Source organism: Flexivirga lutea (assembly GCF_054778955.1).
In genome coordinates this window covers 645,835-672,237 of record NZ_BAAGZB010000001.1, presented here as the reverse complement: position 1 = coordinate 672,237, position 26,403 = coordinate 645,835, and the positions used below count along the sequence as shown (strand labels likewise).

Below are 26,403 nucleotides of genomic sequence, written 5' to 3'. Positions count from 1 at the left end.
TGTCGTAACACTGGCCGATTGTCGTCGGTATTGACATCGGCGCCAGGCCCATCGCTGCTCATGACGAGGTAACCCATGTGTGTCCGCACGAGCAGCGGACGATCACGCCGTTCTCGACCGACAGCTCCGACAGTCGCTTCTCCATCTGGCTCAGCTGGTTCTCCAGCTCCTCGTGCATCCATGCCGCTGGCCGAAACTCGTTCTCGCGGGGACTCCGGCTGCGCATCACGTCAAGCACGAGGTCAGCCACCTCGTCGTACTCTTCGCCAGACATCCACTCCAGCTCGTTGACTGTTCCGGGTCCAAACTCCGGGAGGACCATTTCTGCGACCCTCCCGCTCACCACTGAGAGCTGCCCGCCGTTCACCAGGAGCACTCGGTCTGGATAGCTGCAGATGCCGTTGTCACCCTGGGGGCGGCAAGGAATCTCCGGCATGAATCGCATCTCATCGTGTCGTAGTGATGGGTCGGCTCCATCGAGAGTAACGGCGGGCAGCCTCGTCGTGGCGGCTGTTCGGATTTCCGGCATCCCGACTTCTTGTCCAACCGCGGGTCGGGGACACGCACCAATGACACATCGCGCGAGCACCTACAAGGAACAGCTGGCTGAGGCGCGATGACGGCGCGTGCCCATGCGCGGCGATGACACCGACCTCGCTATGCGGGTTCCGACGGAACTCCGAAGGCGATCGTCTTGCGGCGGCGCAATGTGCGGGTTGCTCCAGCTTGCGGGCGCTGAGGCGTCAGTATGTGGGCATGTCGTTCGCTATTTACTTCCAGGGGTTCGCCGGTGGTGATGCTTCCGAAGGCGGCGAAGCAGAGATGCGCGCTGTTCTGCGGCCGCACGTCGCATCCGACGAGGGCGGCCTGCTCCGTGTGAAGACGGCCGACGGTGAGGCAGACATTTCTCTGGACGACAGCTGCATGATGGCCACTCATGTCTCTGGCGATGACACCTGGGACCTGCTGGTCCGCGGCGCCGCCGCAGCCAACTGGGTCATCCTTCCCACGGGCTGCTCAATCTGCCTAACCGATGCCCAACAGGCACTCGACCTGCCTGCCGACCTGGCAGCGGAAGAAACGGTTGTCGTCAATTCCGGCGCAGACCTGCTGACCGTCATCCGCTCTATAGACGACGGAATGGCCACGTTCTACTGCCCGCCCGGATGCGGGTCGGTAATCGGGCAACACGGCGGTGCTGCAACTGTTGGCCTTCGGGTCGATTCCATCGACTGCATACTGCGGTCGTGACGTCCCCTGGGGACTGGCCGCGTGATCCCCGGCTGGATCCATTCCGCGATGCAGTGTGGGAGTTGAGTCGTGGCGGGCATGTCGAGGCGTTTCTGACGACCCACGTGAGCCACATGCGCAGCTTTCCGATCTTCTGGGTGAGGCGCGAGTGGCTTTGGTACCAGGTCAACTGGGTCGACGGCCGGCGTGATGAACCGGATGAGGACTATGGACCGGGTTGGTATGCAGTTGCCGAGCTCGAGCAGAACAGACTCGAGCACGACGGGAACGTGTTTGACGCTAAGCCGGTCGAAGGGGCAGACCGCTTCGAGTTGTGGCAGCGGTACGGTCCGCCGTAACCGCGGCGATGAATGTCACGTCGTTACCCGATCGGCAATCGGGCAGCCGGAGGGTGCCGGTTCAGCCAGGGTGTCCTCAGGCGGCGACGGTCTGGTGGCCCTGCATGAGCCCGGGTGTCAGGACCCAGTGCACACCGTCGGCGTCGATGTAGGCGATGTAGCCCTGCCGGTGCACGGTCTGATGGTGGCGACCGCAGAGTAGTGCCGAGTTGATCAGGGAGGTGTCGCCGCCGGTCCACCAAGATCGAACGTGGTGGATTTCGCAGAAACCCGGCGGTCTGTCGCAGCCAGGGAAGGAACATCCGCCATCTCGCAGGATCACGGCCGCCCGGATTGCTTTGGTGGCCAAGCGTTCTCGTCGGCCGACGTCGAGGGGTTGGCTGGGTCCGCCGAGGACGGCGGGGATGAGGTCGGCGGTGCACGCGAACCGTCTGGCGGCTCCGGCATCGATCGGGTCGCCGGTGCTGGTGGTGGCGCCGTGCCCGGCCAGCAGGTCTTGCAACCCCATGGTGAGTAGGACGGTGGCGGCACTGGCTTGGGTGCCTTCCCCGGTTGCTGCCCGGGCGCCGGCACCGACCAGTTCCATCAGCGCGTCGGCGCGCCGCTTGGCCGGTGACCGTTCGTCCCGTAGTGACTCACCGGAAGCTTTTGGGGTGTCGTCGGCGCCGAGCCCGAAGGCTTCGCCTGTCCCGCCGGTCCGGCCGGTCGGGGACGTGCCCTCAGGGTGGTCCGCTTTGTCCGTGGACGTATCGGGTCTCGATACGCCGGCTCCCCCGCTTCGCTGCTCCGCCGTTACTCGACCCGCATCTGCGGGTTTCGCGGGACGAGGGGCCGACTTGGCGTTGATCGCTTCTTTCAGGATCGCGGCGTTCGCGGGCGAGAGCTCCGCGACCAGCCGGGTCATCCCGGTCGCCGTCGTCGACCACGTCAACGACTCGGTCTTCTCAAGCTTCTCGTCGTCCTTGGACAGTCGGTCCGGGTCGAACCGGTCGATGATCTGCCGGGTCAGCCTGGTCAGACCCTCACTGCCCAAGGTGGGGTCGATCTGCAGGAACCAGCCGAGGATCTCGTCCCGGTCCGCGGTCGGTATCACGGGTGCGACCTTGTCCGCCTGCGTCAACGCTGTCTTGGCGGACTCGATCGAGCACGACCCGTCGACGAGTGCGGCCGTGATGACCTGGTTTTTCCGTTCCCGGCATGCGTCGGCGACGGAGGACATGGCCCGTACGGTCTTGGGTTCGATTGGTACTCCGTCGGCAAGGTGCGCGGTCAACCATTGGCTGGTGTTGGCCGAGTCCGAGTCGGCCACGGCACCTCGATCCACCGCGTCCGCGGTCGCCACCATAGCGACCTGCGCGGATCGGCCGTGCAGTCGCAGCAACACTGAAACCAGTCGGTCTTCATCGGCGCCACCGAGCTGGTGGATCACGCGCGGGACCTCGTCCAAAGCCGCGGCAGCCGCTTCCAAGGCGGTCAGCACCTCGGAGCCACGACCGGGCACAGCAGGGGCGTCACACATCACGGCTGGATCAGTGATCATGACATGAATCCCCTTCTCTTCATTGGTTTTTCGTCTGCTGACAGTTTACCGGAAGGCACTGACAACGGCTAGCATTTCATCGAACACATTTCGGGTGATCCGTATAGCCGGCCGGTCCAGGCGCCAATCGGCGTGGGTAGGTTCCGACCAGGTCTGCCCGGCCCGCTGCTGAGCCAAATCTTGCTGACGCGTCGCCGCTGCGCGCTCACGGCACGCCGCAACGCAGCCATCGTCATACCGAGCGGAATCGTCGTGTGGAGATCGACAACCGACAACTTCGCCATCCGGCATAGCCGAGGTAGTTCTCGACACGGTGTAACACCGGCGCGGATTCTCGTGACATCACGACGGGGCCTCGGATGACCGCGGAGGATTAGCGTCGCTTCCACCACTGACCCAGCCACCGTGGGAGGCCACCCATGACCACTGTCAAAGCCGCGCTGTTCCAGACCCACTGGCGCGGGGACAAGGACAAGATGCTCGACGCGCACGAGGAGATCGCGCACGAGGCGGCCCGGCAGGGCAGCCAGGTCATCTGCTTCCAGGAGCTGTTCATGGGACCGTTCTTCGCGCAGGTCCAGGACAAGGCGTGGTACGAGTACGCCGAGGCCATTCCGGACGGCCCGATCGTGCAGCGGTTCAGCTCCATCGCCAAGGAGACCGGCCAGGTGATGATCCTGCCGATCTACGAAGAGGTGCAGCCGGGTGTGCTGTTCAACGCGGCCGCGGTGATCGACGCCGACGGCAAGTACCTCGGCAAATACCGCAAGACGCACATCCCGCAGCTGCACGGGTTCTGGGAGAAGTTCTACTTCCGGCCGGGCGCCAACGACGGCTGGCCGGTCTTCGAGACGGCGGTCGGCAAGGTCGGCGTCTACATCTGTTACGACCGGCACTTCCCCGAGGGCTGGCGCGGACTCGGCCTCGCCGGTGCCGAGATCGTCTTCAACCCGTCGGCCACGTCTCGCGGTCTGTCCAACCATCTGTGGAAGCTGGAGCAGACCGCCGCCGCCGCCGCCAACATGTACTACGTCGGTGCCCTCAACCGGGTCGGCATCGAGCCGCTCGGCGACGACGACTTCTACGGCACGTCGTACTTCGCCGACCCACGCGGCGCGTTCGTCGGCGACGTCGCCTCCGACCAGGTCGAGGAACTGGTGGTGCGCGACCTGGACCTCGACGCGATCCGCGAGCAGCGCGCCACCTGGGCGTTCTACCGCGACCGGCGTCCGGACACCTACACGGCCATCACCGAGCGATAGGTCGTATGGCGAGGTCTCGATACGGGCTCGCCTAGCGGCTCGCCCTACTCGACCGGCGTCATGGGGCTACTCGACCAGCGACGTCGGCACTCGACCGGCGTCATGGGGCTACTCGACCAGCGCCGGTCAGCGGCCGCGGGCCCGCAGTGCGAGCAGGGCGACATACAGGCCGGCGACCGCCCGGACGTCGTCGAGGTCGACACCGAGCCGCTCGGTGATCTGGTCCAGCCTGCGGTAGACCGCCGGACGGGACAGGTGGTGCGCCTGCGCCGTCGAGGACTTGTTGAGGCCGTTCGCGATGAAGCTCTCCAGCAGGTCGATGAGTTCCGGACTGTCCAGCAGCGGGCCCAGCTCGCGGTCCACGAAGTCCTGCACGTCGTGATTGGCGGCCAGCACCTCCACCAGACCCGGCAGCCGCAGATCGGCCAGCCGGACGACGATCGTGTCACGCCAGCCGAGCCGCGTCGCCACCTCCAGTGTCTGCCGGGCACGGGCGAACGACCGGCCCAGCCCGGCCAGGCCCTCCACCGGCGGCCCGGCCGCGACGAGCGCGATCCGCCCGTCGGACTCGGCGGACAGCTGCCGCCCGAACTCGTCCACGGTGCGGACCGGGTGGTCGGCGGCACCACTGGACACCAGGATCCGCACGGTGCCGTGCTCCACCGGACCGAGCAGCGCCCCGACGCCGCACCGTCCGGCGACCGACCGCGCTCGGTCCAGCAGCATCGAGCACTCCCGAGGGCTCCTGGCCAGCCGCACGACCAGCGGGGTGAGCCGGTTGTGCCGGATCCGGAAGCCGGACGCACGGGCCCGCAGCTCCAACAGGTCGACGCCCCCGTGCCCGCCGAGCAGATCCGCCAGCAGCACACCCTGCGCCTCCCGTTGCCAGTCGCCGCTGCCACGGGAGACCAGTTTGTGCAGGTTGAGGGCCTCGACGCCGCGTCGGGCGACCACCTCCGAGCGTTCGGCCGGTTCACCATGAGCGAAGAGGATGAGGGTGCCCCACGGGCGGCCCTCCTCGGTCAACGTCGCGGCCACGATGCCGTCGGGCGTGGTGTGCACGTCACCGTCTCCGGCGCAGCGCGACACGTAGTGCGACAGCCGCGTCCAGTCCCGCAACACCTCCCGCAGCCCGGCCTCGCCGGCTGCCAGTTGCACCTGCCGAGCGGTGTTCTCCACGACCACCGGGCACCCTGCCAGCCCGGCGAGCTCGTCGACCAGGGCCTGCATGGGAGCACGCTGGATCGTCAAGCGGTGCAACGTGTCCCGCACGTTCTCCGACACCGTCGATCGGCTGGTGGCGCGCGCGAGGATCGTCGTCTGCACCTCCTCGGTGATGGTGACGAAGGCGACCGGTCGCCACATCACGATCAGCGGCAGGTCCGCGGCGCGGCAGGCCCGCAACAACGCGCGTGGAACGTCGTCGAAGGTGCGGCCGATGCCGAGGAATACCGCGGTGGCGCCGGCCTCGGAGATCTTCTCGACATACTCCACCTGATCCTCGTCGGCGGCGAGCATCGCACCGGTGGTGAGCACCACCTCGCCGCCGGTCAGCATGGTGCCGATGTCGGGCACCTCCCCCACATGGCACCAACGGACGGGGTCCGACAGGTGGTCGTGGCCGTGCACCACCTCCGGCTGGCCCTCGCGGCTCGCCGCGAGCTCGATCACCTCGGCCAGCGTCATCAACTGCATCGGACCGCCTTTCCGGCAGGGGTTGATCGTGGTCGTCTGCTCCCCTCACTCTCCCTGATCCGTCGCCCGCGTGCGGCCGGTTTGGCGGCGATACAACACGCAACGCAGCGGCTGTGATGCGTGACACCGTGCACGAGTTCGAGCACGCTGGGCGCGGCTACTGTGGCCGGCATTCTCGTTCGATGCGAAGGAGCCCTGCCGATGACCGTCGATGCCTCATCAGTTGCCCGCGACGGTCAGATCGAAGGCCCCGACGGTCGCGTCGAACTCCAGGACACCCGGGTCCTGACCGATCCGGCGTTGGCGAACGAGGACCTGGTGCCCGTGCCGGTGACGCAGCGGACCTGGCACACCTACAACTACACGGCGCTCTGGGTGGGGATGAGCCACAACATCCCGTCCTGGCTCCTCGCCTCCGGACTCGTGGCGGCCGGAATGTCCTGGCAGCAAGCGGTTTTCATCATCCTGCTGGCCAACGTGATCGTCCTCGTCCCGATCCTGCTCAACGGCCACGGTGGCACGAAGTACGGCATACCGTTCCCGGTGCTCGCGCGCTCGTCGTTCGGCATCTTCGGCGCCAACCTGCCGGCCCTCATCCGTGCTCTGGCCGCCACCTGCTGGTTCGGGGTGCAGACCTGGATCGGCGGTGAAGGCATCTTCCTGCTGGCCGGCAAGATGTTCGGCAGCGGCTGGGAGAACGCCGGCCACATCGGCGACTTCGCCTGGACCCAGTGGCTCAGCTTCATCGTCTTCTGGCTCATCGAGATCGCGATCATCGTGCGGGGCATCGACACCCTGAAACACTTCGAGAACTGGGCCGCCCCGGTCGTGCTCGTCGCAGCGGTCGCCCTGCTGATCTACATGTGGATCAAGGCGGGCGGTGTCGGCGACATCCTGTCCCAGCCGGGCACGCTGCACGGTCACGAGTTCTGGAAGGCGTTCGGGCCGGCGCTGATGGGGATGATCGGCTTCTGGGCGACGTTGTCGCTCAACATCTCCGACTTCACCCGGTTCGGCGGCTCCCAGCGTCAGCAGATGCTCGGTCAGACCTACGGGCTGCCCACCACCATGACCTTCTTCGCACTGCTGTCGGTGTTCGTCACCTCCGCTTCGGAGAAGGTCTACGGCGAGGTCATCTGGGACCCGATCCAGCTGGCCGCCCGCATCGACAACTGGGTGGGGACGCTGCTCGCCCTCGCCACCGTCATGATCGCCACCCTCGCGGTGAACGTCGCGGCCAACCTGGTCAGTCCGTCCTACGACTTCGCCAACGCGGTCCCGCGGCACATCAACTTCCGGCGCGGTGCACTCATCACCTGTGTGCTGTCCGTGCTGATCATGCCGTGGAAACTGGTGTCGGACCCCAGCATCTACATCTTCACCTGGCTCAACTTCGTCGGCGCCATCCTCGGCCCGGTCGCCGGCATCCTGCTGGCCGACTACTGGTTCGTGCGCCGCCGCAAGCTCGTGGTGCGCGACCTCTATACCCGGGGACGGGGCCTCTACTGGTTCCGCGGCGGATGGAACTGGATCGCAGTCGGCTCGTTCGTCGTCGCGGCGGTCCTGGCCGGCGGCGGGTCCTACTCGGGGGTCGATGCCAAGGGCGACAAGACCGGGCCCTTCCCGGTCGACGGCATGATCCCCTTCCTGAAGCCGCTCGCGGACTACGGTTGGATCATCGGCCTGGTCGCCGGCGCCGTCATACACACCGCCTTGATGAAGCTGTCGAAAGCACCTGTCTCGTATGACGATTCGGCGCAACCCGCCGAGGAGGACGAAGGAGTCACAGTATGACGACAACACTCATCAGCGGCGGCCAGGTCGTCTCACCGCAGGGCGCCGCACCGGCGGACGTGCTCGTCGACGGCGAGATCATCTCCGCGGTGCTCGCACCGGGAACCGCCGCGACGCTCGGCATCAGCGCGGACCGCACACTCGACGCCTCCGGCAGATACGTCCTGCCGGGCGGCATCGACGTGCACACCCACATGGACATGCCGTTCGGCGGCACCTTCAGCGTCGACGACTTCGAGACCGGCACCCGTGCCGCGGCCTGGGGCGGCACCACGACCATCGTCGACTTCCCGGTGCAGCAGAAGGGCGGCTCGCTGCAGGAAGCGGTCGACACCTGGCACGCGAAGGCCGAGGGGAAGGCCTGCATCGACTACGGCTTCCACGCGATCCTGGCCGACGTCAATGAGACGTCGCTGAAAGAAATGGACGGACTGGTCGACCAGGGCGTCACCAGCTTCAAGTTGTTCATGGCCTATCCGGGGGTCTTCCTGTCGACCGACGACCAGATCATCCGGGCGATGTATCGCGCCAGCGACAACGGCGCGACCATCATGATGCACGCGGAGAACGGCACCGCCATCGACCAGATCGTGCAACGGGCCATCGCCGCGGGCCACACCGAACCGAAGTACCACGGCCTCACCCGGCCGATCGCCCTCGAAGCGGAGGCGGTCAACCGCGCGACCCAGATGGCCGACGTCACCGGCGCGCCGCTCTACTTCGTGCATCTGTCCAGCGGTGCCGCCGTGGACGTCGTCACCGAGGCGCGCGACGCGGGCCGCAATGTCTTCGGCGAGACCTGCCCGCAATACCTCTTCCTCGACGAATCCGATCTGGCACGACCAGATTTCGAGGGCGCCAAGTACGTCTGCACGCCGGCGCTGCGACCGCAGGAGGAGCAGGCCAAGCTCTGGCGTGGCCTGCGCACGAACGACCTGTCCGTGGTCGCGACCGATCACTGCCCGTTCTGTTTCGTGCCCGACAAACAGCTCGGCAAGGACGACTTCCGCGCCATACCCAACGGACTGCCGGGTGTCGAACACCGGATGGACCTGCTGCACCTCGGCGTCACCAGGGGCGAAATCAGTCTGGCGCGTTGGGTGGAGATCTCGTCGGCGACGCCGGCACGGATGTTCGGCATGTATCCGAAGAAGGGCGTCATCGCTCCGGGTTCCGACGCCGACATCGTGCTCTACGACCCGACCGCGAAGCAGACGGTGTCCGCACAGACCCACCACATGAACGTCGACTACTCCGTCTACGAAGGATGGGAGTTCACCGGCAAGGTCGACACAGTGCTTTCGCGCGGCGAGATCGTCCTGCACGCCGGCGAATTCACCGGCTCCCCCGGTCGCGGCCGATTCCTCAAGCGCTCCCTGTCGCAGTACCTCGTGTGATGGACTTCGGCGTCGTCCTGCAGACCACTCCCCCGTCGGCGCGGGTGGTCGATCTGGCAGTGCAAGCCGACCGACTCGGGTTCAGCCACGTCTGGACGTTCGACAGTCACATCCTGTGGCAGGACCCCTATCCGATCTACAGCCAGATCCTGGACCGCACCCGCCGGGTCACCGTCGGACCGATGGTCACCAACCCGACCACCCGGGACTGGACGGTGACCGCCTCGTTGTTCGCGACCCTGAACGAGATGTACGGCAACCGCACCGTCTGCGGTATCGGACGGGGCGACTCGGCGGTCCGGGTCGAGGGCGGGCGTCCGAGCACGCTGGCCGCCCTGCGTGAAGCCGTCGGCGCCATCCGGGGTATGGCGTCCGGCGAGGCTGTGTCGTATGGCGATTCGACGCTGCGCCTGCCATGGGCGACCATGTCCCGGCTCAAGGTATGGGTGGCGGCATACGGCCCGAAGGCCCTGCAACTGACCGGTGAGGTCGCCGACGGCTACATCCTGCAACTGGCGGATCCGCAGATCACCGCCTGGATGGTCGACGCGGTGCGGTCGGCGGCGAGCGCCGCCGGTCGTGACCCGGACCAGCTGACCATCTGCGTGGCGGCCCCGGCATACGTGACCGACGGCACCGCCGAGGCTGCCGAGCACGCCCGGGACCAGTGCCGCTGGTTCGGCGGCATGGTCGGCAACCACGTCGCCGACATCGTCAGCCGCTATGGCGAGTCCTCCGGCGTGCCCACGGCATTGACCGATTACATCGCCGGACGGCAGGGCTACGACTACAACCAGCACGGACGGGCCGGCAACACACACACCCAGTTCGTGCCCGACGAGATCGTCGACCGCTTCTGCGTCATCGGCCCGCCGGAAGAACACGTCAAGCGCATCGAGGAGCTGCGCGAGCTGGGCGTCGACCAGTTCGCGGTCTACCTGCAGCACGACGACAAGGAGCACACCCTGGCGGCATACGCCGATCGGGTGATGCCGTTGGTCAATCTGCAGCAGGACGCGCGTTCCACGCCGGTCGAGTAGCGAGGAACGAGCGAATCGAGACCTATTCGCCGACGGTGAGGTGCACGCCGTCGGCGATCCGGTAGGGGCTGCCGTCGACGATCGCGCCGAGTGTGCGCCGCAGCCGGGAGACCTCGGCGCGTGCCGCCACGACGTGCTCGCCGTCACCGAACAGCGCCACGCTCAGGTCGTATGGCGTCAGGCCCGCCGGGCCTGCGGCGACCAGCTGCTGCAGGATCTGCGCGTGCCGGCGGGACAGCGCCACCCGCCACGGCTCGGCGTCGGCGCGGATCTCGACGACCGGCCGGGGGTGCAGCTGCAGATGTGCCGCGAGCCGGCGTTCGGTGCCCGCAGGGCGGACCAGCCAGCCCAGATCCAGCCGCTCCGGCAGGCACAGCCCCAGGCCGGGCACGGCGAGCGGCTTGTCGTGTTGCGGCGCCGCGATGCGATCGCGGGTGGTGACTCCCGCGCTGTGCGCCACCCAGCCGGCGTCGTCGACGACCAGCGCCGGTCCACCCGCCGCGGAGACGATCGGCTCGGCCGCCTGGCGAAGCCGCTCGAGCGCTGCCTCGTGGTGGCGGCGCAGCAGCGACTCGGCCAGCAGCACCGCGGTCTCGACGAGCGCGCTGATCGCCGGGTGCAGGGTCAGCGCCGGTCCGCTGATGTCCACGATGCCCAGCAACTCGCCGGTACGGGGGTCATGGATCGGGAAAGCCGTGCAGTACCAAGGGTGCTGGGCTTGTTCGAAGTGCTCGGCGGAGAAGAGCTGGACCGGACTGCCTTCCTGCAGCGCGGTGCCGATCGCGTTGGTGCCGACCTCCGCCTCGGTCCAGCGGGCACCCTCGCTGAAGCCGAGCTCGTCGGCGCGCCGCCGCACCCTGCTGTCTCCCCGCCGCCACAGGATCACGCCGTCACCGTTGGTGACGACCATCAGGAAGTGCGACGCGTCCGCGACACTCGCGATGACTCGCGCCAGGTCGTCGATCACCAGCCGCAGCGGTGACGCGGCACGCAGCCGCTCGAGTCGCTCCGGCGAGACCGGGTCGCGGGCGCCGGTCCGGTCCGGCACCAGGCCGAAGCCGAGCACCCGCTGCCATGAGCGCGACACCAGCGGGCGCGGCCGCATGGACGCGTGCCCACCACCGAGCACGGTGTCGTGCATGCGCATCAGCTCCCGCGCGTAACCGGCGAGATCGGTGCCGAATGCGATGGCGTTGTAGTCGGTCACGCACAACTCCTTCGGCGATGCCACGGACCGGCGTTGCAACGTGCTGCAACGCTTCCGATCAGCGTAGCCGCGGAGTGTGCTGTGGGTCACAGTCGCTCGAGAAAGGACCTGCGCGATGACCGAGACCCTGGACGTCCCCGCTGCCGCGACCGACCACACCACGCCGCGGCACCGGGCGGAGGCCTGGTTGGCCGCCTTCGACGCCGCTATGCGGGCGCGCGATGTCGAGGCTGCCGCCGGCCTCTTCGCCACCGACAGCTTCTGGCGGGACCTGGTGTCGTTCACCTGGAACATCCGGACCGTGGAGGGCCGGGACGGCATACGGGACCTGCTGCAGCACACGCTCGACCGCACCGACCCCACCGACTGGCAGTTCAGTGAGGAACCCGCCGATGCCGGTGGGGTGATCGAGTGTTGGATCACCTTCGAGACCGCCGTCGGCCGGGCGAAGGGTCACCTGCGGCTGAAGGACCAGGACGGCGAGACCCGGGCCTGGACCTTGCTGACCAGCCTCCGCGAACTCAAGGGGCACGAGGAGAACCAGGGCACCCGCCGCCCGCAGGGGGTCGAGCACCAGCTGGCGCGCGGCCGGAAGTCGTGGCTGGAGAAGAAGCAGGATGAGGAGTCCTCGCTCGGGCGCACCACCCAGCCGTATGTCGTGGTGATCGGCGGCGGACAGGGTGGCATCGCCCTCGGTGCGCGCCTGCGCCAGCTGCAGGTGCCGCACGTCGTGCTCGACAAGCACGACCGGCCCGGCGACCAGTGGCGCGGCCGCTACAAGAGTCTGTGCCTGCACGACCCGGTGTGGTACGACCACCTGCCCTATCTGCAATTCCCTTCGAACTGGCCGGTGTTCGCGCCGAAGGACAAGATCGGCGACTGGCTGGAGATGTACACCCGGGTGATGGACGTGCCCTACTGGTCGCGCTCGACGGTGCGGTCGGCGACATACGACGAGGACACGAAGACCTGGCGCGTCGTGGTCGACAAGGACGGCGAGGAGGTCGTCCTGGAACCGAAGCAGCTCGTCTTTGCGACGGGTATGTCGGGCAAGCCCAACCTGCCCAGCTTCCCCGGGATGGACGTCTTCGCCGGCGAGCAGCAGCACTCCAGCCAGCACCCGGGGCCGGAGGCCTACCGGGGCAAGAAGGTGGTGGTCATCGGCTCGAACAACTCCGCGCACGACATCTGCGGTGCGTTGTGGGAGCACGACGCCGACGTGACGATGGTGCAGCGGTCCTCGACCCACATCGTGAAGTCGGCGTCACTGATGGACATCGGTCTCGGCGACCTCTACTCCGAGCGGGCGGTCGCGTCCGGCGTGACCACGGACAAGGCGGACATGATCTTCGCCTCGCTGCCCTACCGGATCATGCACGAGTTCCAGATCCCGCTCTACCAGCAGATGGCCGAGCGCGACAAGGACTTCTACGACCGGCTGGAGAAGGTCGGTTTCCAACACGACTGGGGTGACGACGGGTCGGGCCTGTTCATGAAGTACCTGCGGCGCGGTTCGGGCTACTACATCGACGTGGGCGCGTCGGAGCTGGTGTGCGACGGCAAGGTGAAGTTGGCGCACGGCAACGTCGACCACCTGACGGAGACTTCGGTGGTGCTGGAGGACGGCACCGAGTTGCCCGCCGACCTGGTCGTCTACGCCACCGGCTACGGCTCGATGAACGGCTGGGTCGCCGACATCATCGACCAGGCGACCGCGGACAAGGTCGGCAAGGTGTGGGGGCTCGGCTCCGACACCACCAAGGATCCAGGGCCCTGGGAGGGCGAGCAGCGCAACATGTGGAAGCCGACCCAACAGGAGGCGCTGTGGTTCCACGGCGGCAACCTGCACCAGTCGCGGCACTACTCGCTCTACCTGGCGCTGCAGCTCAAGGCCCGCTACGAAGGCATCCCGACACCCGTCTACGGCCTGCAGGAGGTCCACCACACGAGCTGATGGTGTCCGCGTGGATCGCGCTACTGGTGACGCGGCGCCAGCCGGCGATGTATGTCGGTGACGTGCTCGGGGCCGTTGCCCTTCTGCAGGTTGTCCAGGTTGACCTGGCCGCCCAGCGCGAGGATCGGCTCGAAGTAGAAGATCTCGTCCTGGCCCAGCTCACCCTGGGCGTCGCGGGCGGCCTTGTGCAGCTCACGCAGGTCGGCCAGGTGCGACGTGGAGCCGATGAGGTGCTCGCGGAAGAACGACGTGGCGTCCCCGGCGACCACCGCGTTGTGCTGGAAGTGCGGGTCCAGGCACTGGATGCGATCGCTTCCGCCGGGGCGGTCGTAGTGGTAGAGGTGCCCGAAGCTGGTGATGGCGAACGGGATGCTCGTCACGGACGGACCGAACCAGGTCTGCAGCACCGGCATCCAGGTGCCCGGGTCGACCAGCGCGAGACGCCCTCCGCCATACCAGCCGAGGCCGTGTGCCCGCCACAGCTCGATCAGCGCGGACGGCAGCTGCGCTTCGCCATACGTGATGAAGTCGGCGTCCGGGACGCGCGTGCCGGCATCCGGGGGGAAGGTGTCGACGAACGGCTGCACCGCGCTGGCCTCGGGCATTAGTCACTCCACAGTGGTCCGGTGATCGAAGATTGCACCCCGACGGTATCGCCCGGCACCACGGTCGGCGGGATTGCCCGTCGTGTGGCGGCTCGCGCCGACCGCACTCTGACGGTCCCATGCACGAGTGACGGCCGAATGCGACCGTCGCTCGTGCATCCGGCCGTCAGAGTCGCCGGCGGTAGAGGCGAAACCGATTGGGCAGCGCGGACGGGTGGATGGGATCATGTGCGGCATGACTGACGCCGCCGACAACGCCACACCCCAGATCCCGGACAAGCCGACCGTGGACGGCTTGGAGGACAAGTGGGCGGCTGTATGGCGGGAGCAGGACACCTACACGTTCGACCGCGAGCGCGCGCTGTCACTCCCCCGGGACCAGGTGTTCTCGATCGACACCCCTCCCCCGACCGCGAGCGGCAGCCTGCACGTGGGTCACGTGTTCGGATACACCCACACCGACGTGGTGGCGCGCTACCAGCGGATGCGCGGCAAGGAGGTGTTCTACCCGCTCGGCTGGGACGACAACGGCCTGCCCACCGAGCGGCGCGTGCAGAACTACTACGGCGTGCGCGGCGACCACTCGGCGGCATACGACGCCGCTTTCACGCCGCCGTTGCGCGGTGCCGAGGGCAAGTCGGTCAAGGCGGCCGACCAGGTGCCGATCAGCCGCGCCAACTTCATCCCGCTGTGCGAGGAGCTGACTACCGAGGACGAGGTGGCCTTCGAGTCGCTCTTCCGCCGGCTCGGTGTGTCGGTGGACTGGTCGCAGACCTACCGCACCATCGACGACCGATCGCGAGCCGTCGCACAGGAGGCGTTCCTGCACAACCTCGAGCGCGGCGAGGCCTATCAGGCGGAAGCGCCCGGCCTGTGGGACGTGACGTTCCAGTCCGCGGTCGCCCAGGCCGAGCTGGAGGCTCGTGACTACCCGGGCGCCTTCCACCGGGTCGCCTTCCACCACGGCGACGGACCCGTCTACATCGAGACCACCCGTCCCGAACTGATCCCCGCGTGCGTGGCGCTGATCGCGCACCCGGACGACGAGCGCTACCGGTCGCTCTTCGGCTCCACGGTGACGTCGCCGCTCTTCGGCGTGGAGATCCCCGTGGTCGCGCACCGGCTCGCCGAGCCGGACAAGGGCGCCGGCATCGCCATGTGCTGCACTTTCGGTGACCTCACCGACGTGACGTGGTGGCGCGAGCTGCAGTTGCCCACCCGCTCGATCATCACCCGCAACGGCCGGCTGCAGGGCGAGACCCCGGCGTGGATCGCCGGCGGCCCCGGCGCCCAGCTGTATGCCGAGAGCATGGCCACCAAGACGGTGCATTCCGCCCGGGTCGCGATCGTCGACGCGCTGCGCGAGTCCGGCGACCTGGACGGTGAGCCGAAGCCGACCCAGCGCAAGGCGAACTTCTTCGAGAAGGGCGACAAGCCACTGGAGATCGTGACCTCCCGCCAGTGGTACCTCACCAACGGCGGGCGGGACGCCGACCTGCGCAAGGCGCTGGTCGCGCGCGGTGAGCAGATCGACTTCCACCCGGCCTTCATGCGCAGCCGCTACGCCAACTGGGTCGACGGCCTGAACGGCGACTGGCTGATCAGCCGCCAGCGGTTCTTCGGGGTGCCCTTCCCGATCTGGTATCCCCTCGACGCCGACGGTGAGATCGACCACGAGCACCCGATCCCGGCCGCGCCGGAGACCCTGCCGATCGACCCGGCCACCGACGTGCCGCCGGGTTACACCGCCGAACAGCGCGGAATGCCAGGCGGATTCGTCGGCGACCCGGACATCATGGACACCTGGGCGACATCATCGCTGTCCCCGCAGATCGTGTCGGGATGGCCGGTGACGAGCAACGCCGGTGGCCGCAACGACGCCGATCTCTTCGCCAAGATCTTCCCGATGGACATGCGCCCGCAGGGCCACGACATCATCCGCACCTGGCTGTTCGCGACCGTGGTCCGCAGCCACTTCGAGCACGACAGCGTGCCGTGGAGCGATGCGGCGATCAACGGCTGGATCCTGGACCCGGACCGCAAGAAGATGTCCAAGTCCAAGGGCAACGCCGTCACGCCCGAGGACGTGCTGACCCAGCACAGTGCCGACGCCGTGCGTTACTGGGCCGCCTCGGGCCGCCTCGGCATGGACGCGGCATACGACGAGAGCCAGATGAAGGTCGGCCGTCGGCTGGCCATGAAGCTGCTCAATGCCAGCAAGTTCGCGCTCGGCATGGGTGAGGTCGAGGGTGACCTCGCGGCGGCGGTGACCGACCCGCTCGACCTGGCGATGCTCGCGGGGCTGCACGAACTGGTCCGGCAGGCGACCACACATTTCGAGACGTGGGACTACACCCGCAGTCTGGAACTGACCGAGGCGTTCTTCTGGACGTTCTGCGACGACTACATCGAGCTGATCAAGGACCGTGCGTATGGCGGCCAGGGCGACGCGCCGGCGGGGAGCGCCCGAGCTGCGCTGCGCATCGCGCTCGATGTCCAATTGCGTTTGTTCGCACCGTTCCTGCCCTACTCGACCGAGGAAGTGTGGTCCTGGTGGCACGCGGGCTCCGTGCACCGTACGGCGTGGCCGACACCTGAGGAGTGCGGCCCCGCGACCGGCGACCCGACGGCGCTGCAGGTCGTCGGCGAGGCACTGGCCGGCATCCGCAAGGCGAAGTCGGACGCGAAGCTCGGCATGCGCGCGGAGGTGACGACGCTGACCCTTGCCGCTCCCGCTCAGCTGCAGGAGCTGGTGCGGGCCTCCGAGGCCGACCTGCGCGCGGCCGGCAAGCTGACCGGTTCGCTGGAGTATGCCGCCGCCGACGCGCTCGAGGTCCGGGACGTGCAGCTGGTGCCGCCGCCACCGCGCACGAAGTGACGACAGTAGCGACGTCCTCGCGGCATACGCCCATCCATGGCGAGAAAGTAACGACAGTAGCGAGTTCCTCGTCACGAAACCGACGCGTTCTGCCACGCACGCGCCGGTCCCGTCCTACGTTGGAGCGGTGAGTTCTGGGGAGGACACGCCGCCACGGCGGCCGGATCGCCGCATGCTGCTCGTCGGCGCGGCGACGGCTCTGGCGCTCATGGTGCTCATCGTCGTCACCACGGCCAAGAGCACACCGATCCTGCACGCGCCCGACCGCGATCCGAACATCCATATCCGGTACGGCAGGTTCACACCACCGACGCCGCCCGGCGCGAGTCGGAGCAGCCAGTCGACGTCCGCGCAACCCGCCAACTCGCACGCGGCGAATGCGCTCGGGACGATCCTGCTGGACATCGTGCTGGGCCTGCTGCTGCTGGGTCTGCTCTGGCTGCTGGCCGCCATCGTCGTGGCCGCGATCCGACGGTTCCGGGACCGCCGCCGCACCCGGCTGCAGGGTCCGCTGCCGGACGTCGGCGACGCCGTGCTCGATGCGGTGGCCGAGGCGGCCCGGCGCCAGGAGGGCCTGCTGCTGGACGGTGCCCCGTCCAACGCCGTCGTCGCCTGCTGGGTCGACCTGGAGCAGTCCGTCGCCGCCGTCGGCGTCGAGCGCCGGCCCAGCGAGACGTCCGCCGAGCTGACGATCCGGGTTTTGAACGCCCTGGACGTCGACCGCACGTCGCTGCGCACATTGGGTGCGCTCTACCGGGAGGCGCGTTTCTCGGCGCATCCGCTGACCGAGGAGCACCGCACCGCCGCGCTGGACGCCCTACGGACCCTGCGCAGCTCGCTGCCCGCCACGCAGGAGCGAGTATGACGACGCGCGAACCGGACTCCGGCTCAAGCCTCCGGCGCACGTGGGTGAAGCGTTTCGCGACCCTGCTCGCCTGCTGGCTGGCGACGTGGGTCTTCGCCTCCTGGCTGCAGCTGCGACCCCGGCCGATCGGACTGCTCGCCGCTGCCGGGCTGCTGTTCGCGGTCTGCTGGTGGGCCGCAGAACGCCGGCTCGACTGGGATCCGGCCGAGTGGGAGGGCGACCCGATGGGCCGCCGGATGCGCACCGGTTCGGACTCCAGGATCAGCTACTTGCGCCGGCAGATCGAGGATGCGTCGGTGCCGAAGGACTCCGGCGCCAACGCGAGCGCGACCGGACTGCAGGGCATCCTGCGGGATCTGGCGCTGGACCGGTTGCGGCTGCGTGCCGCGGAGGGCGGCGCCGCGCAGGTCCCCGACGACGCCGCGTTGCTGGCCCACGCCGACCCGCGACTGGCCGAATACCTCTCGGCCCGACCGGCACCACCGGTCAGCAGACAGACCGTGAACGACATCATCAACCGCATCGAGGCACTGTGACCGAGCACACCACCGTCATACCGACCATCGCCGAGACCACCGAGCGCGCTGAGCAGATCCTCGACAGCGTCGACCGGGCCGTCGTCGGCAAGCGCCACGCCCTCGAACTGGTGCTGGCGACCGTGCTCGCCGGTGGCCACGTGCTACTGGAGGACAACCCCGGTCTCGGCAAGACACTCGCCGCCCGCTCGCTGGCGCAGACGCTGGGACTGGACTTCGCCCGTGCGCAGTTCACCCCCGATCTGCTGCCGGCGGACCTGACCGGGTCGTTCATCTTCGACCAGCGCAACGCGACCTTCGAGTTCCGCCACGGCCCGCTGTTCACCGGGCTGCTGCTGGCCGACGAGATCAACCGGACGCCACCCAAGACCCAGGCGGCCCTGCTGGAGGCCATGCAGGAGCGTCAGGTCACCGTCGAGGGGCAGACCTTCCGGCTGCCGCACCCCTTCCACGTCATCGCGACGGCGAATCCCGTGGAGTACGAGGGCACCTACCCGCTGCCCGAAGCCCAGTTGGATCGCTTTCTCGCCCGGGTCAGCTTCGGCTATCCGACCGCGGAGGAAGAGACCGACGTGTTGCGGCGGCGGCTGCAACGACAGCAGGAGGACATCTCCCTGGAGCCGGTCACCGACGCCGCCGGGCTGCTCGGCATGCAGTCCGCGGTCGAACGGCTGCAGGTCGAGGAGTCCGTGGTCGACTACTGCGTACGCCTCGCCGCCGCCACCCGCGACCACACGCAGGTGCTGATCGGGGCGTCACCCCGTGGCTCGCTCGCGCTCCTGCTCGTCGGCCGCGCGCTCGCGGTCGTCCGGGGCCGTGACTTCGTCACCCCGGAGGACGTCAAAGCCGTGGCGCTGGCCGTGCTCTCGCATCGGGTGACCATCAAGCCCGAACTCTGGATGAGTGGCGTCACCGCGTCGTCCGTGGTCCGCGGACTGCTCGGCAGCGTGCCTGCGCCGGCGACGGCGAAGGGCTGAACGCCGGTGGCGAACCGCACCTTCTCGCCGCAGACGGATCCGGGGTGGCGCATCACCCCGGCCTTCCTGCGCGCTGCGCTGGTCGGGGCCGTGCTGCTGGGCGCGGCGGTCGGCTTCGGTCGGCCGGACCTGCTCGTTCTCGGGACGCCACTCGCCGTGATCACCGTGTGGACGCTGGCGACCCGGCCGGGCGGCAGACCGCAGATCCGCGGCACGGTCTCGACCACCTCGCCGGTCGAAGGCAGCACCGAGGCGTGGACGCTACGGATCGATGAGGCCGACGGTGCCGAGCAGTTCGCGGCGTATGTCGCCGACCGGCGCGGCCTCACCACGACTCCGGCGTCCGGTGCCGTCTGCGGGCCGCTCGAGTCCGGCCACGCTGTGTCGACGCTGCGCTGGCGGCCGGACCGGTGGGGCACCCACCAGCTCCTCAGCACCCGCATCGCCGTGTTCGGGGCGTGGGGCGGTTACCGCTACGGCACCGTGCGCCTCCCCGGTCCGGTCGTCAGCACGCTGCCCGACACCGCCGCCTTCGATGCCACCCGTGGGCTGCCGCACCCGCAGGGCCTGATCGGGCTCAACCGCAGCAACACCAAGGCCGAGGGCACCGAGTTCGCCGACATCCGGCAGTTCCAGGTCGGCGACCGGCTCCGGCGCATCCACTGGCCGGTGTCCGCACGCACCGGTCGACTGCACGTGCGCACGTCCTTCGCCGAGCAGGACAGCGAAGTGCTGATCGTGCTCGACGCGTCCGCCGACTTCAGCACCGCCGATCCGGAGGCGGACGCCGCCAGCTCCCTCGACCTGGGCGTGCGCGCGTCGGCAGGGCTCGCGTCATACTTCCTGGGCCGTGGCGACCGAGTGGGCCTGGAGGCGGTCGGCGGGATGCGACCCGTCCGTGTCCCGGTCGGCATGGGTGCGCTGCACCGCCGCCGGATCATCGATTGCCTCGCCGGCATCGAACGCGGGATCGGCACCGGCTTCCACACCACTGCCGTCCGCACCCCGTTCCGCGCCGGCGCGGTGCTGCTGCTGATCAGCCCGCTGCTGAGCCAGATGCCGCTGGCGCTGGCCGCGAAGCTCGCCCAGCGCGGTATGACGGTCGTCGTCATCGACTGCTTCCCCGGTGACATCCCGCAGGACGACGCCGGACTGGCCGTCGCCACCCGGCTGCGGCTGCTGGAGCGCGAGCGCGAGATCCGTGCCATCGAACGGCTCGGCGTGCCCGTCACCCGGTGGCGCGGGCCGGGCAGCCTGGACCCGGTGCTGGGCCGCCTGTCGGCCCGACCACGGCCACGGGTGGTGCGCCGATGAACTTCCTGCCCCGCATGGAGCGCATCGTCCAGCTGCACCGCGACCGGGCCATTGCCATCGCCACCGCCCTGCTGGCGGCACTGGCGCTGCTGGCCGTGACCGATGTCGTCGGCAGCATGTCGTGGTACGGCCTGGCCGCGACCCTGCTCGCGGGCGTCGTCGTGCTGGCCGACAGCGACAGTTTCGCCGGCCTGCTGCTGCTCGTCGCGATGGCCCTGCAGTGGCTCACGAGCGGTATGGCGGCCGACTCGTGGTGGGTGATCCCGGCGGCATGGCTGGTGCTCGTGGCGCACGTGACGATTGCACTGGTGGCCAGCGGGCCGGACCAGGCGCCGATCGACCGGACCGTCGTGTCGGTGTGGCTCGCCCGCACGATCACGGTCGGCCTCGCCACGACCGCGGTGGCGGTCGTGGCGCTGACGATCGCACCCACGAACGACCGGAGCCTGCCCTACGGTGCGGCGTTCGCACTGGGCGGGCTGATCGTCGCGGTCCTGGTGCTGATCCGGCTCACTGGCGATTCGGGTACTACGACGCGAGGCGCCGCGCCGAAATAGCGGGCGGGATGCGTCGTCAGCTGCCGAGCGGTCAACGGATGTCGCGAGATCGGGCGTTCACGACATCCATCGACCTCTCGCGAGCGGTCCGCTTCACCGTCCACCGGGACAGCGAAACGCCCGGCTACGGTCAAGGACCGGGCCGGGCGTCGGGATGCGCGTCGCGTTGAGCGTCAGGCGGATTCCTTGCGCTGGGTGCGCTTGCGGGCCGGCGTCGCGTCGCGGCGCACGATCGTCGGGTTGACGTTGTCGAGCACCACTTCCCGGGTGACCACGACGCGGGCGATGTCGTCGTCGCTCGGGACGTCGAACATCACCGGCAGCAGCACCTCCTCGAGGATGGCGCGCAGCCCTCGGGCGCCGGTGCCGCGCAGCATCGCCTGCTCGGCGACGGCCTCGACGGCGTCGGTGGTGAACTCCAGCTCGACGTTGTCGATGTCGAACATCTTCTCGTACTGCTTCACCAGCGCATTGCGCGGCTCGGTCAGGATCGACACCAAGCCCTCCCGGTCGAGCGGCTCCACGGTGGTGATGACCGGCAGACGGCCGATGAACTCCGGGATCAGCCCGAACTTCATCAGGTCCTCCGGCAGCACGTCGGAGAAGCTGGTCATCGGGTCCTTGGCCGACTTCAGGTCGGAGCCGAAGCCCAGGCCCTGCCGGCCGGTGCGTCCCTCGATGATCTTCTCCAGGCCGGCGAAGGCACCGCCCACGATGAACAACACGTTGGTCGTGTCGATCTGGATGAACTCCTGGTGGGGGTGCTTGCGGCCCCCCTGCGGCGGCACGCTCGCGGTGGTGCCCTCCAGGATCTTCAGCAGCGCCTGCTGCACGCCCTCACCGGACACGTCGCGGGTGATCGACGGGTTCTCGCTCTTGCGGGCCACCTTGTCGATCTCGTCGATGTAGATGATGCCGGTCTCGGCCTTCTTGACGTCGAAGTCGGCGGCCTGGATCAGCTTCAGCAGGATGTTTTCGACGTCCTCACCGACATACCCCGCCTCGGTGAGTGCGGTCGCGTCGGCGATCGCGAACGGCACGTTGAGCATCCGGGCCAACGTCTGCGCCAGGTAGGTCTTGCCGCACCCGGTCGGGCCGATCAGCAGGATGTTGGACTTGGCGATCTCGACCGGCGGACCGTCTTTCTTGGTCGCGGCCGGCTGGTCGGCCGCCTGGATGCGCTTGTAGTGGTTGTAGACCGCCACCGACAGGGCTCGCTTGGCGGCGTCCTGCCCGATGACGTACTGCTCGAGGAAGTCGAAGATCTCCCGAGGCTTGGGCAACTGCTCGAGGCCGAGCTCGGAGGTCTCGGCGAGCTCCTCCTCGATGATCTCGTTGCACAGGTCGATGCACTCGTCGCAGATGTAGACACCCGGCCCGGCGATGAGCTTCTTGACCTGCTTCTGGCTCTTGCCGCAGAAAGAGCACTTCAGCAGGTCGCCGCCTTCTCCGATGCGTGCCACGTGCCCTCCAGTCGTGTGTCGTGCTTGCGTGTCGTGCCTGTATGTCGTGCGGGCGTCCTACCCGGCATCCGTCGCGCGGATGCGGATCGGTGGTGCTCCGTGTCCGGCCGACGCTACCGCGCACGGGCCGTCGCAGGTTCCATTGAAACCCGGTGTCGCGCATCAAGTCACGTCTGTCCGCTGACAGCGCAATCCCTTCGTCGCACACGCTTCCGGACGCGAATGACGGCTCCCTCGGCGAGTGACGGCGCGAAGACACCGTCGCTCACCGAGAGAGCCGTCATGTGACATTTTGCAGGCCGGCGGCGTGCCGCGGAAGTTCGCCCGCTCGCCGCCCCTGCCGCGCCGTCTACTGCGCCGACGCCTTGCGGCTGCTCAGCACCTGGTCGATGAGGCCGTACTCCTTGGCCTCCTCGGCGGTCAGGATCTTGTCGCGCTCGATGTCCTGCTTGACCTGCTCGGGCGTGCGGCCGGTGTGCTTGGCCCAGGTGTGCTCCAGCCACTCGCGCATCCGGAACACCTCGTTGGCGGTGATCTCCAGGTCCGAGGCCGTGCCGCCGGCACCCTCCATCGCCGGCTGGTGGATCAGGATGCGGGCGTTGGGCAGCGCGAACCGCTTACCCGGCGCACCGGCACCCAGCAGCACCGCGGCGGCCGACGCCGCCTGGCCGATGACGAACGTCTGCACATCCGGCTGGATGTACTGCATGGTGTCGTAGATCGCGGTCAGCGCGGTGAACGAGCCACCCGGCGAGTTGATGTACATCAGGATGTCCCGGTCGGGGTCCTGGCTCTCCAGCACGATCAGCTGGGCGATGATGTCGTCCGCCGACGCGTCGTCGACCTGCACGCCGAGGAAGATGATCCGGTCCTCGAAGAGCTTGTTGTAGGGGTCCGAGCGCTTCATGCCGTAGGAGGTGCGCTCCTCGAACTGCGGCAGGATGTAGCGGCTGCTCGGCTGCGGGGCACTCACCCCGGCATACGGCGAATTCATCTGTGCTCCCATGCTGTTGGTCATGAGTTGCTCCGGCTCGGTGCGTCGGTGGACCGCTCGAAGACGTGGTCGACGAAACCGTATTCGAGGGCTTCCTGTGCGGAGAACCAGCGGTCGCGGTCGGAGTCCTTCTCGATCTGCTCCACCGTCTGGCCGGTGTGCTCGGCGATCAGCTCCGCCATCTGCTTCTTGATGAAGACCAGCTGCTCGGCCTGGATCTTGATGTCCGAGGCCGTGCCACCGATGCCGCCGGACGGCTGGTGCATCATCACCCGGGCGTGGGGCGTCGCGTAGCGCTTGCCGCGGGTGCCCGCCGACAGCAGGAACTGCCCCATGCTGGCCGCCATACCCATCGCGACGGTGGCGACGTCGTTGGGGATCCAGTTCATGGTGTCGAAGATCGCCATACCCGCCGAGATCGAACCGCCGGGGCTGTTGATGTAGAGCCAGATGTCCTTCTCGGGGTCCTCTGCCGCGAGGAGCAACAACTGCGCGCAGATCGCGTTGGCGTTGTCGTCGCGGACGTCGGAGCCGAGGAAGATGATCCGTTCCTTGAGCAGCCGGTTGTAGATCTGATCGTCCAGGCCCATCTGTCCTTCGGTGGCCATGGACACCTCCTGTGCGTTGCTCACCGCGTCTCCATCGTTGGTCGCATTGGTCGTAGGTCGCGACACGTCGTCGTGACAATCGTGGTGCTGTGTGATCTCACTGGACCCTAACGCCCGCGGCACCCAACTCACTCCCCGGTCCAGGCGATGTTCGCCCACGGCGCAATTGTCGACCCGCCGGAGGAGGCCGTATGACGGAACCCCTCCCACGCGTGCAGCGTGGGAGGGGTCCAGGGTGTCCAGGGTCGGCGTGCGCCGAGTGGCCGAGGTGGCTCAGACGGTGGCGTCGTCCTTCTCCGCCTCGTCCTTCTCCGGCTCATCGGACTTCGCCTCGTCGGACTTCGCCTCGTCCGAGTCGGCGGCGGCCTCGTCGGCGGCGTCGACTGCCTCGTCCTCGTCCTCGTCGTCGAGCTCGCTGAGGTCGACGGTGTTGCCGTCGGTGTCGACGACCGTGATCTCGTCCAGGACGGATGCCAGCGCCTTGCGGCGGGCGACCTCACCCATGATGGCCGGCACCTGGCCCTGCTGGTCCAGCGCCTGCGCGAACTGGTTGGGGTCCATGCCGTACTGCGAGGCCGACATGACGATGTACTCGATGAGCTCTTCCTGGCCGACCTGCACCTCGTCGCGTTCGACCAGCTTGTCCAGGATCAGCTGGGTCTTCAGCGCCTTGCGGGTCGACTCGTCGACCTCCGCACGGTGCTCGTCGTCCTCGAGGCGGTCCTCGTTCTCCAGGTGCTGGTGCACCTCGTCCTCGATGACCTTCTCCGGCAGCGGAAGGTCCAGGGTCTCCAGCAGGTGGTCCAGCGCCTTGTCGCGCGCCTGCACACCCTGCTCGAACCGCTTGGCGCGCTCGACCTGCTCGGAGACCTCGGCGCGCATCTCCTCGATCGTGTCGTGCTCGGAGGCCATCTGGGCGAAGTCGTCGTCCAGCTCGGGCAGCTGACGCTCCTTGACCGCCTGCACCGTGACGGTCACCTCGGCGTCCTCGCCCTCGTGCTCCCCGCCGGCCAACGGCGCGGTGAAGGTCTTGCTGTCGCCGGCCGACAGCCCGGTCAGCGCCTCGTCCAGGCCCTCGAGCATGTTGCCCGAGCCGATCAGGTAGTTGATGCCGGAGACATCGTCGATGTCCTCGTCGCCGATGGTGGCCTTCAGGTCGATGGTGACCGAGTCGCCGTCGGCAGCCGCGCGGTCGACACCGGCCAGCGTGCCGAAGCGCTCGCGCAGCGCCTCGAACTCCTTGTCGACGTCCTCGTCCGTGATCGACAGCGGGTCGACCTCGACGGTGATCTGGGAGAAATCGGGCAACTCGAACTCCGGCGCCGTGTCCACCTCGGCGTCGAACTTCAGCGGCTGCTGCTCGTCGACGGGCACCTCGGTGACCTCGACCTCCGGCTGGCCCATCGGACGCAGCTCGTTCTCGATCAGCGCCTGGCTGTAGAAGCCCGGCAGCGCCTCGTTGATCGCCTCCTGCAGCACCGCCGGACGGCCGATGCGCTGGTCGATGATGCGGGCCGGCACCTTGCCCTTGCGGAAGCCCGGCACCTGGATCTGCGCGCCGATCGCCTTGTACGCCTCGTCGACGCTCGGCTTCAGTTCCTCGTAGGGAACCTCCACGGTCAGCTTGACGCGGGTCGGACCCAACTTCTCGACGGCACTCTTCACTGCAGGGACTCCAAAATGGTGGTGGTTCGGCTCCGCCACACGGAGCCCGTCATCGCTGCGGCGACATACGTCATCCGCCGCACTAACAGATCATGCTAGCTGTCGGGGTAGCCGGATTCGAACCGGCGGCCTTCCGCTCCCAAAGCGGACGCGCTACCAAGCTGCGCCATACCCCGTCATCACCGCCCACAGGACGGAGCCGGTTTGGTCGGCCTGCGGGCGGGCAGTAGGCTAACGCCTCGGTTGACGGGATCGCACATCGGCGGTCGCGCGGACCACGCGGGCGTAGCTCAATGGTAGAGCCTCAGTCTTCCAAACTGATGACGCGAGTTCGATTCTCGTCGCCCGCTCCACAGGAGAGGCCGGCGCTGCAGCGCCGGCCTCTCCTGTTGAGCTCCATGCTTTGTGGGCTGCGCTCCCATGGTTACCGATCCGTAGGAAACACGGCGCCCGGTATCGACGC

General features: G+C 68.2%; 21 protein-coding genes and 2 tRNA genes. 13 read left to right on the top strand and 10 right to left on the bottom strand.

Annotated features, from left to right (window positions below; all coding sequences use genetic code 11):
• Nucleotides 1-58: 58 nt before the first annotated feature.
• The gene (locus ACYVBN_RS03265) at nucleotides 59-376 is read right to left on the bottom strand and encodes a hypothetical protein (RefSeq protein WP_460599258.1); all 318 of its coding nucleotides are present in this window, start codon (nucleotides 374-376) and stop codon (nucleotides 59-61) included.
• Nucleotides 377-756: 380 nt separating this feature from the next.
• Here ACYVBN_RS03265 and ACYVBN_RS03260 point away from each other — a divergent pair, with 380 nt between their 5' ends.
• Nucleotides 757-1,251, top strand: a complete 495-nt coding sequence (locus ACYVBN_RS03260) for a hypothetical protein (protein ID WP_460599257.1) — start codon at nucleotides 757-759, stop codon at nucleotides 1,249-1,251.
• A 414-nt stretch (nucleotides 1,252-1,665) separates the two neighbouring features.
• Here the strand turns inward: ACYVBN_RS03260 and ACYVBN_RS03255 are convergent, their stop codons facing one another.
• Nucleotides 1,666-3,129, bottom strand: coding sequence for an HNH endonuclease signature motif containing protein (locus ACYVBN_RS03255; protein WP_460599256.1), 1,464 nt, complete (start codon nucleotides 3,127-3,129; stop codon nucleotides 1,666-1,668).
• Nucleotides 3,130-3,548: 419 nt separating this feature from the next.
• Between ACYVBN_RS03255 and ACYVBN_RS03250 the strand changes: the two genes are divergently transcribed.
• The gene (locus ACYVBN_RS03250) at nucleotides 3,549-4,391 is read left to right on the top strand and encodes a nitrilase-related carbon-nitrogen hydrolase (RefSeq protein ID WP_440281250.1); all 843 of its coding nucleotides are present in this window, start codon (nucleotides 3,549-3,551) and stop codon (nucleotides 4,389-4,391) included.
• Nucleotides 4,392-4,517: 126 nt separating this feature from the next.
• On the opposite strand, the gene ACYVBN_RS03245 is transcribed toward ACYVBN_RS03250, so the two are convergent.
• Nucleotides 4,518-6,086, bottom strand: coding sequence for a PucR family transcriptional regulator (locus ACYVBN_RS03245; protein ID WP_460599255.1), 1,569 nt, complete (start codon nucleotides 6,084-6,086; stop codon nucleotides 4,518-4,520).
• A 201-nt stretch (nucleotides 6,087-6,287) separates the two neighbouring features.
• Between ACYVBN_RS03245 and ACYVBN_RS03240 the strand changes: the two genes are divergently transcribed.
• From ACYVBN_RS03240 to ACYVBN_RS03230, 3 genes are read left to right on the top strand one after another with little or no spacing between them, the layout of a single operon-like run.
• Complete coding sequence (locus ACYVBN_RS03240) at nucleotides 6,288-7,880, top strand: NCS1 family nucleobase:cation symporter-1 (protein ID WP_460599254.1); 1,593 nt, start codon at nucleotides 6,288-6,290, stop codon at nucleotides 7,878-7,880.
• Complete coding sequence (hydA, locus tag ACYVBN_RS03235; protein ID WP_460599253.1) at nucleotides 7,877-9,277, top strand: dihydropyrimidinase; 1,401 nt, start codon at nucleotides 7,877-7,879, stop codon at nucleotides 9,275-9,277. Before ACYVBN_RS03240 ends, hydA begins: the two co-directional genes overlap by 4 nt.
• Nucleotides 9,277-10,317 carry an LLM class F420-dependent oxidoreductase gene (locus tag ACYVBN_RS03230; protein ID WP_460599790.1) on the top strand — a complete coding sequence of 347 codons (1,041 nt, stop codon included), beginning with the start codon at nucleotides 9,277-9,279 and terminating at the stop codon, nucleotides 10,315-10,317. The genes hydA and ACYVBN_RS03230 overlap by 1 nt, the downstream gene beginning before the upstream one ends.
• A gap of 22 nt (nucleotides 10,318-10,339) precedes the next feature.
• Here the strand turns inward: ACYVBN_RS03230 and ACYVBN_RS03225 are convergent, their stop codons facing one another.
• Nucleotides 10,340-11,524 carry a sigma-54-dependent transcriptional regulator family protein gene (locus ACYVBN_RS03225; protein ID WP_440281246.1) on the bottom strand — a complete coding sequence of 395 codons (1,185 nt, stop codon included), beginning with the start codon at nucleotides 11,522-11,524 and terminating at the stop codon, nucleotides 10,340-10,342.
• Between the two features lie 115 nt (nucleotides 11,525-11,639).
• On the opposite strand from ACYVBN_RS03225, the gene ACYVBN_RS03220 reads away from it, so the two are divergent.
• Nucleotides 11,640-13,478 (top strand): NAD(P)-binding domain-containing protein, encoded by a 1,839-nt coding sequence (locus ACYVBN_RS03220; RefSeq protein ID WP_460599252.1) that lies wholly within the window; start codon nucleotides 11,640-11,642, stop codon nucleotides 13,476-13,478.
• Nucleotides 13,479-13,498: 20 nt separating this feature from the next.
• Here the strand turns inward: ACYVBN_RS03220 and ACYVBN_RS03215 are convergent, their stop codons facing one another.
• Entirely contained in the window at nucleotides 13,499-14,083 is a 585-nt protein-coding gene (locus ACYVBN_RS03215; protein WP_460599251.1) for a T6SS immunity protein Tdi1 domain-containing protein, read from the bottom strand.
• Between the two features lie 235 nt (nucleotides 14,084-14,318).
• Here ACYVBN_RS03215 and valS point away from each other — a divergent pair, with 235 nt between their 5' ends.
• The 6 genes from valS to ACYVBN_RS03185 all read left to right on the top strand — a co-directional run bounded on the left by valS (nucleotide 14,319) and on the right by ACYVBN_RS03185 (nucleotide 21,210).
• Nucleotides 14,319-16,961, top strand: a complete 2,643-nt coding sequence (gene valS / locus ACYVBN_RS03210) for a valine--tRNA ligase (protein WP_460599250.1) — start codon at nucleotides 14,319-14,321, stop codon at nucleotides 16,959-16,961.
• 127 nt (nucleotides 16,962-17,088) lie between these two features.
• Nucleotides 17,089-17,826 carry a DUF4129 domain-containing protein gene (locus ACYVBN_RS03205; RefSeq protein WP_460599249.1) on the top strand — a complete coding sequence of 246 codons (738 nt, stop codon included), beginning with the start codon at nucleotides 17,089-17,091 and terminating at the stop codon, nucleotides 17,824-17,826.
• Entirely contained in the window at nucleotides 17,823-18,362 is a 540-nt protein-coding gene (locus tag ACYVBN_RS03200) for a hypothetical protein (protein ID WP_460599248.1), read from the top strand. Before ACYVBN_RS03205 ends, ACYVBN_RS03200 begins: the two co-directional genes overlap by 4 nt.
• Nucleotides 18,359-19,339 carry an AAA family ATPase gene (locus ACYVBN_RS03195; RefSeq protein WP_440281241.1) on the top strand — a complete coding sequence of 327 codons (981 nt, stop codon included), beginning with the start codon at nucleotides 18,359-18,361 and terminating at the stop codon, nucleotides 19,337-19,339. The genes ACYVBN_RS03200 and ACYVBN_RS03195 overlap by 4 nt, the downstream gene beginning before the upstream one ends.
• A gap of 6 nt (nucleotides 19,340-19,345) precedes the next feature.
• Complete coding sequence (locus ACYVBN_RS03190; protein WP_460599247.1) at nucleotides 19,346-20,653, top strand: DUF58 domain-containing protein; 1,308 nt, start codon at nucleotides 19,346-19,348, stop codon at nucleotides 20,651-20,653.
• Nucleotides 20,650-21,210: a hypothetical protein gene (locus ACYVBN_RS03185; protein ID WP_460599246.1), complete on the top strand. Its 561-nt coding sequence runs from the start codon at nucleotides 20,650-20,652 to the stop codon at nucleotides 21,208-21,210. The genes ACYVBN_RS03190 and ACYVBN_RS03185 overlap by 4 nt, the downstream gene beginning before the upstream one ends.
• A 173-nt stretch (nucleotides 21,211-21,383) precedes the next feature.
• Here ACYVBN_RS03185 and clpX read toward each other — a convergent pair whose 3' ends face one another.
• The 5 genes from clpX to ACYVBN_RS03160 all read right to left on the bottom strand — a co-directional run bounded on the left by clpX (nucleotide 21,384) and on the right by ACYVBN_RS03160 (nucleotide 26,116).
• Nucleotides 21,384-22,673: an ATP-dependent Clp protease ATP-binding subunit ClpX gene (gene clpX / locus ACYVBN_RS03180; protein ID WP_460599245.1), complete on the bottom strand. Its 1,290-nt coding sequence runs from the start codon at nucleotides 22,671-22,673 to the stop codon at nucleotides 21,384-21,386.
• A gap of 349 nt (nucleotides 22,674-23,022) precedes the next feature.
• A complete protein-coding gene (locus tag ACYVBN_RS03175) occupies nucleotides 23,023-23,691 on the bottom strand; it encodes an ATP-dependent Clp protease proteolytic subunit (RefSeq protein WP_440281237.1) in 669 nt (222 codons plus the stop codon).
• A complete protein-coding gene (locus ACYVBN_RS03170; RefSeq protein WP_460599789.1) occupies nucleotides 23,688-24,275 on the bottom strand; it encodes an ATP-dependent Clp protease proteolytic subunit in 588 nt (195 codons plus the stop codon). The genes ACYVBN_RS03175 and ACYVBN_RS03170 overlap by 4 nt, the downstream gene beginning before the upstream one ends.
• A gap of 273 nt (nucleotides 24,276-24,548) precedes the next feature.
• On the bottom strand, nucleotides 24,549-25,940 hold the full coding sequence (gene tig, locus ACYVBN_RS03165) for a trigger factor (RefSeq protein ID WP_440281236.1): 1,392 nt from the start codon (nucleotides 25,938-25,940) through the stop codon (nucleotides 24,549-24,551).
• Nucleotides 25,941-26,042: 102 nt separating this feature from the next.
• A tRNA-Pro gene (locus ACYVBN_RS03160) sits at nucleotides 26,043-26,116 on the bottom strand.
• Nucleotides 26,117-26,219: 103 nt separating this feature from the next.
• Here ACYVBN_RS03160 and ACYVBN_RS03155 point away from each other — a divergent pair.
• Nucleotides 26,220-26,293 (top strand) — tRNA-Gly (locus ACYVBN_RS03155).
• The last annotated feature ends 110 nt before the right edge of the window (nucleotides 26,294-26,403 follow it).

What these genes read in the sequence shown, in the direction of transcription:
- ACYVBN_RS03250 (WP_440281250.1), top strand. Translation starts at nt 3,549, where the DNA reads ATGACCACTGTCAAAGCCGCGCTGTTCCAGACCCACTGGCGCGGGGAC.
- ACYVBN_RS03255 (WP_460599256.1), bottom strand. Translation starts at nt 3,129, where the DNA reads ATGATCACTGATCCAGCCGTGATGTGTGACGCCCCTGCTGTGCCCGGT.
- ACYVBN_RS03220 (WP_460599252.1), top strand. Translation starts at nt 11,640, where the DNA reads ATGACCGAGACCCTGGACGTCCCCGCTGCCGCGACCGACCACACCACG.
- ACYVBN_RS03230 (WP_460599790.1), top strand. Translation starts at nt 9,277, where the DNA reads ATGGACTTCGGCGTCGTCCTGCAGACCACTCCCCCGTCGGCGCGGGTG.
- ACYVBN_RS03245 (WP_460599255.1), bottom strand. Translation starts at nt 6,086, where the DNA reads ATGCAGTTGATGACGCTGGCCGAGGTGATCGAGCTCGCGGCGAGCCGC.
- ACYVBN_RS03260 (WP_460599257.1), top strand. Translation starts at nt 757, where the DNA reads ATGTCGTTCGCTATTTACTTCCAGGGGTTCGCCGGTGGTGATGCTTCC.
- ACYVBN_RS03215 (WP_460599251.1), bottom strand. Translation starts at nt 14,083, where the DNA reads ATGCCCGAGGCCAGCGCGGTGCAGCCGTTCGTCGACACCTTCCCCCCG.
- ACYVBN_RS03200 (WP_460599248.1), top strand. Translation starts at nt 17,823, where the DNA reads ATGACGACGCGCGAACCGGACTCCGGCTCAAGCCTCCGGCGCACGTGG.
- ACYVBN_RS03175 (WP_440281237.1), bottom strand. Translation starts at nt 23,691, where the DNA reads ATGACCAACAGCATGGGAGCACAGATGAATTCGCCGTATGCCGGGGTG.
- hydA (WP_460599253.1), top strand. Translation starts at nt 7,877, where the DNA reads ATGACGACAACACTCATCAGCGGCGGCCAGGTCGTCTCACCGCAGGGC.
- valS (WP_460599250.1), top strand. Translation starts at nt 14,319, where the DNA reads ATGACTGACGCCGCCGACAACGCCACACCCCAGATCCCGGACAAGCCG.
- ACYVBN_RS03240 (WP_460599254.1), top strand. Translation starts at nt 6,288, where the DNA reads ATGACCGTCGATGCCTCATCAGTTGCCCGCGACGGTCAGATCGAAGGC.
- ACYVBN_RS03170 (WP_460599789.1), bottom strand. Translation starts at nt 24,275, where the DNA reads ATGGCCACCGAAGGACAGATGGGCCTGGACGATCAGATCTACAACCGG.
- ACYVBN_RS03185 (WP_460599246.1), top strand. Translation starts at nt 20,650, where the DNA reads ATGAACTTCCTGCCCCGCATGGAGCGCATCGTCCAGCTGCACCGCGAC.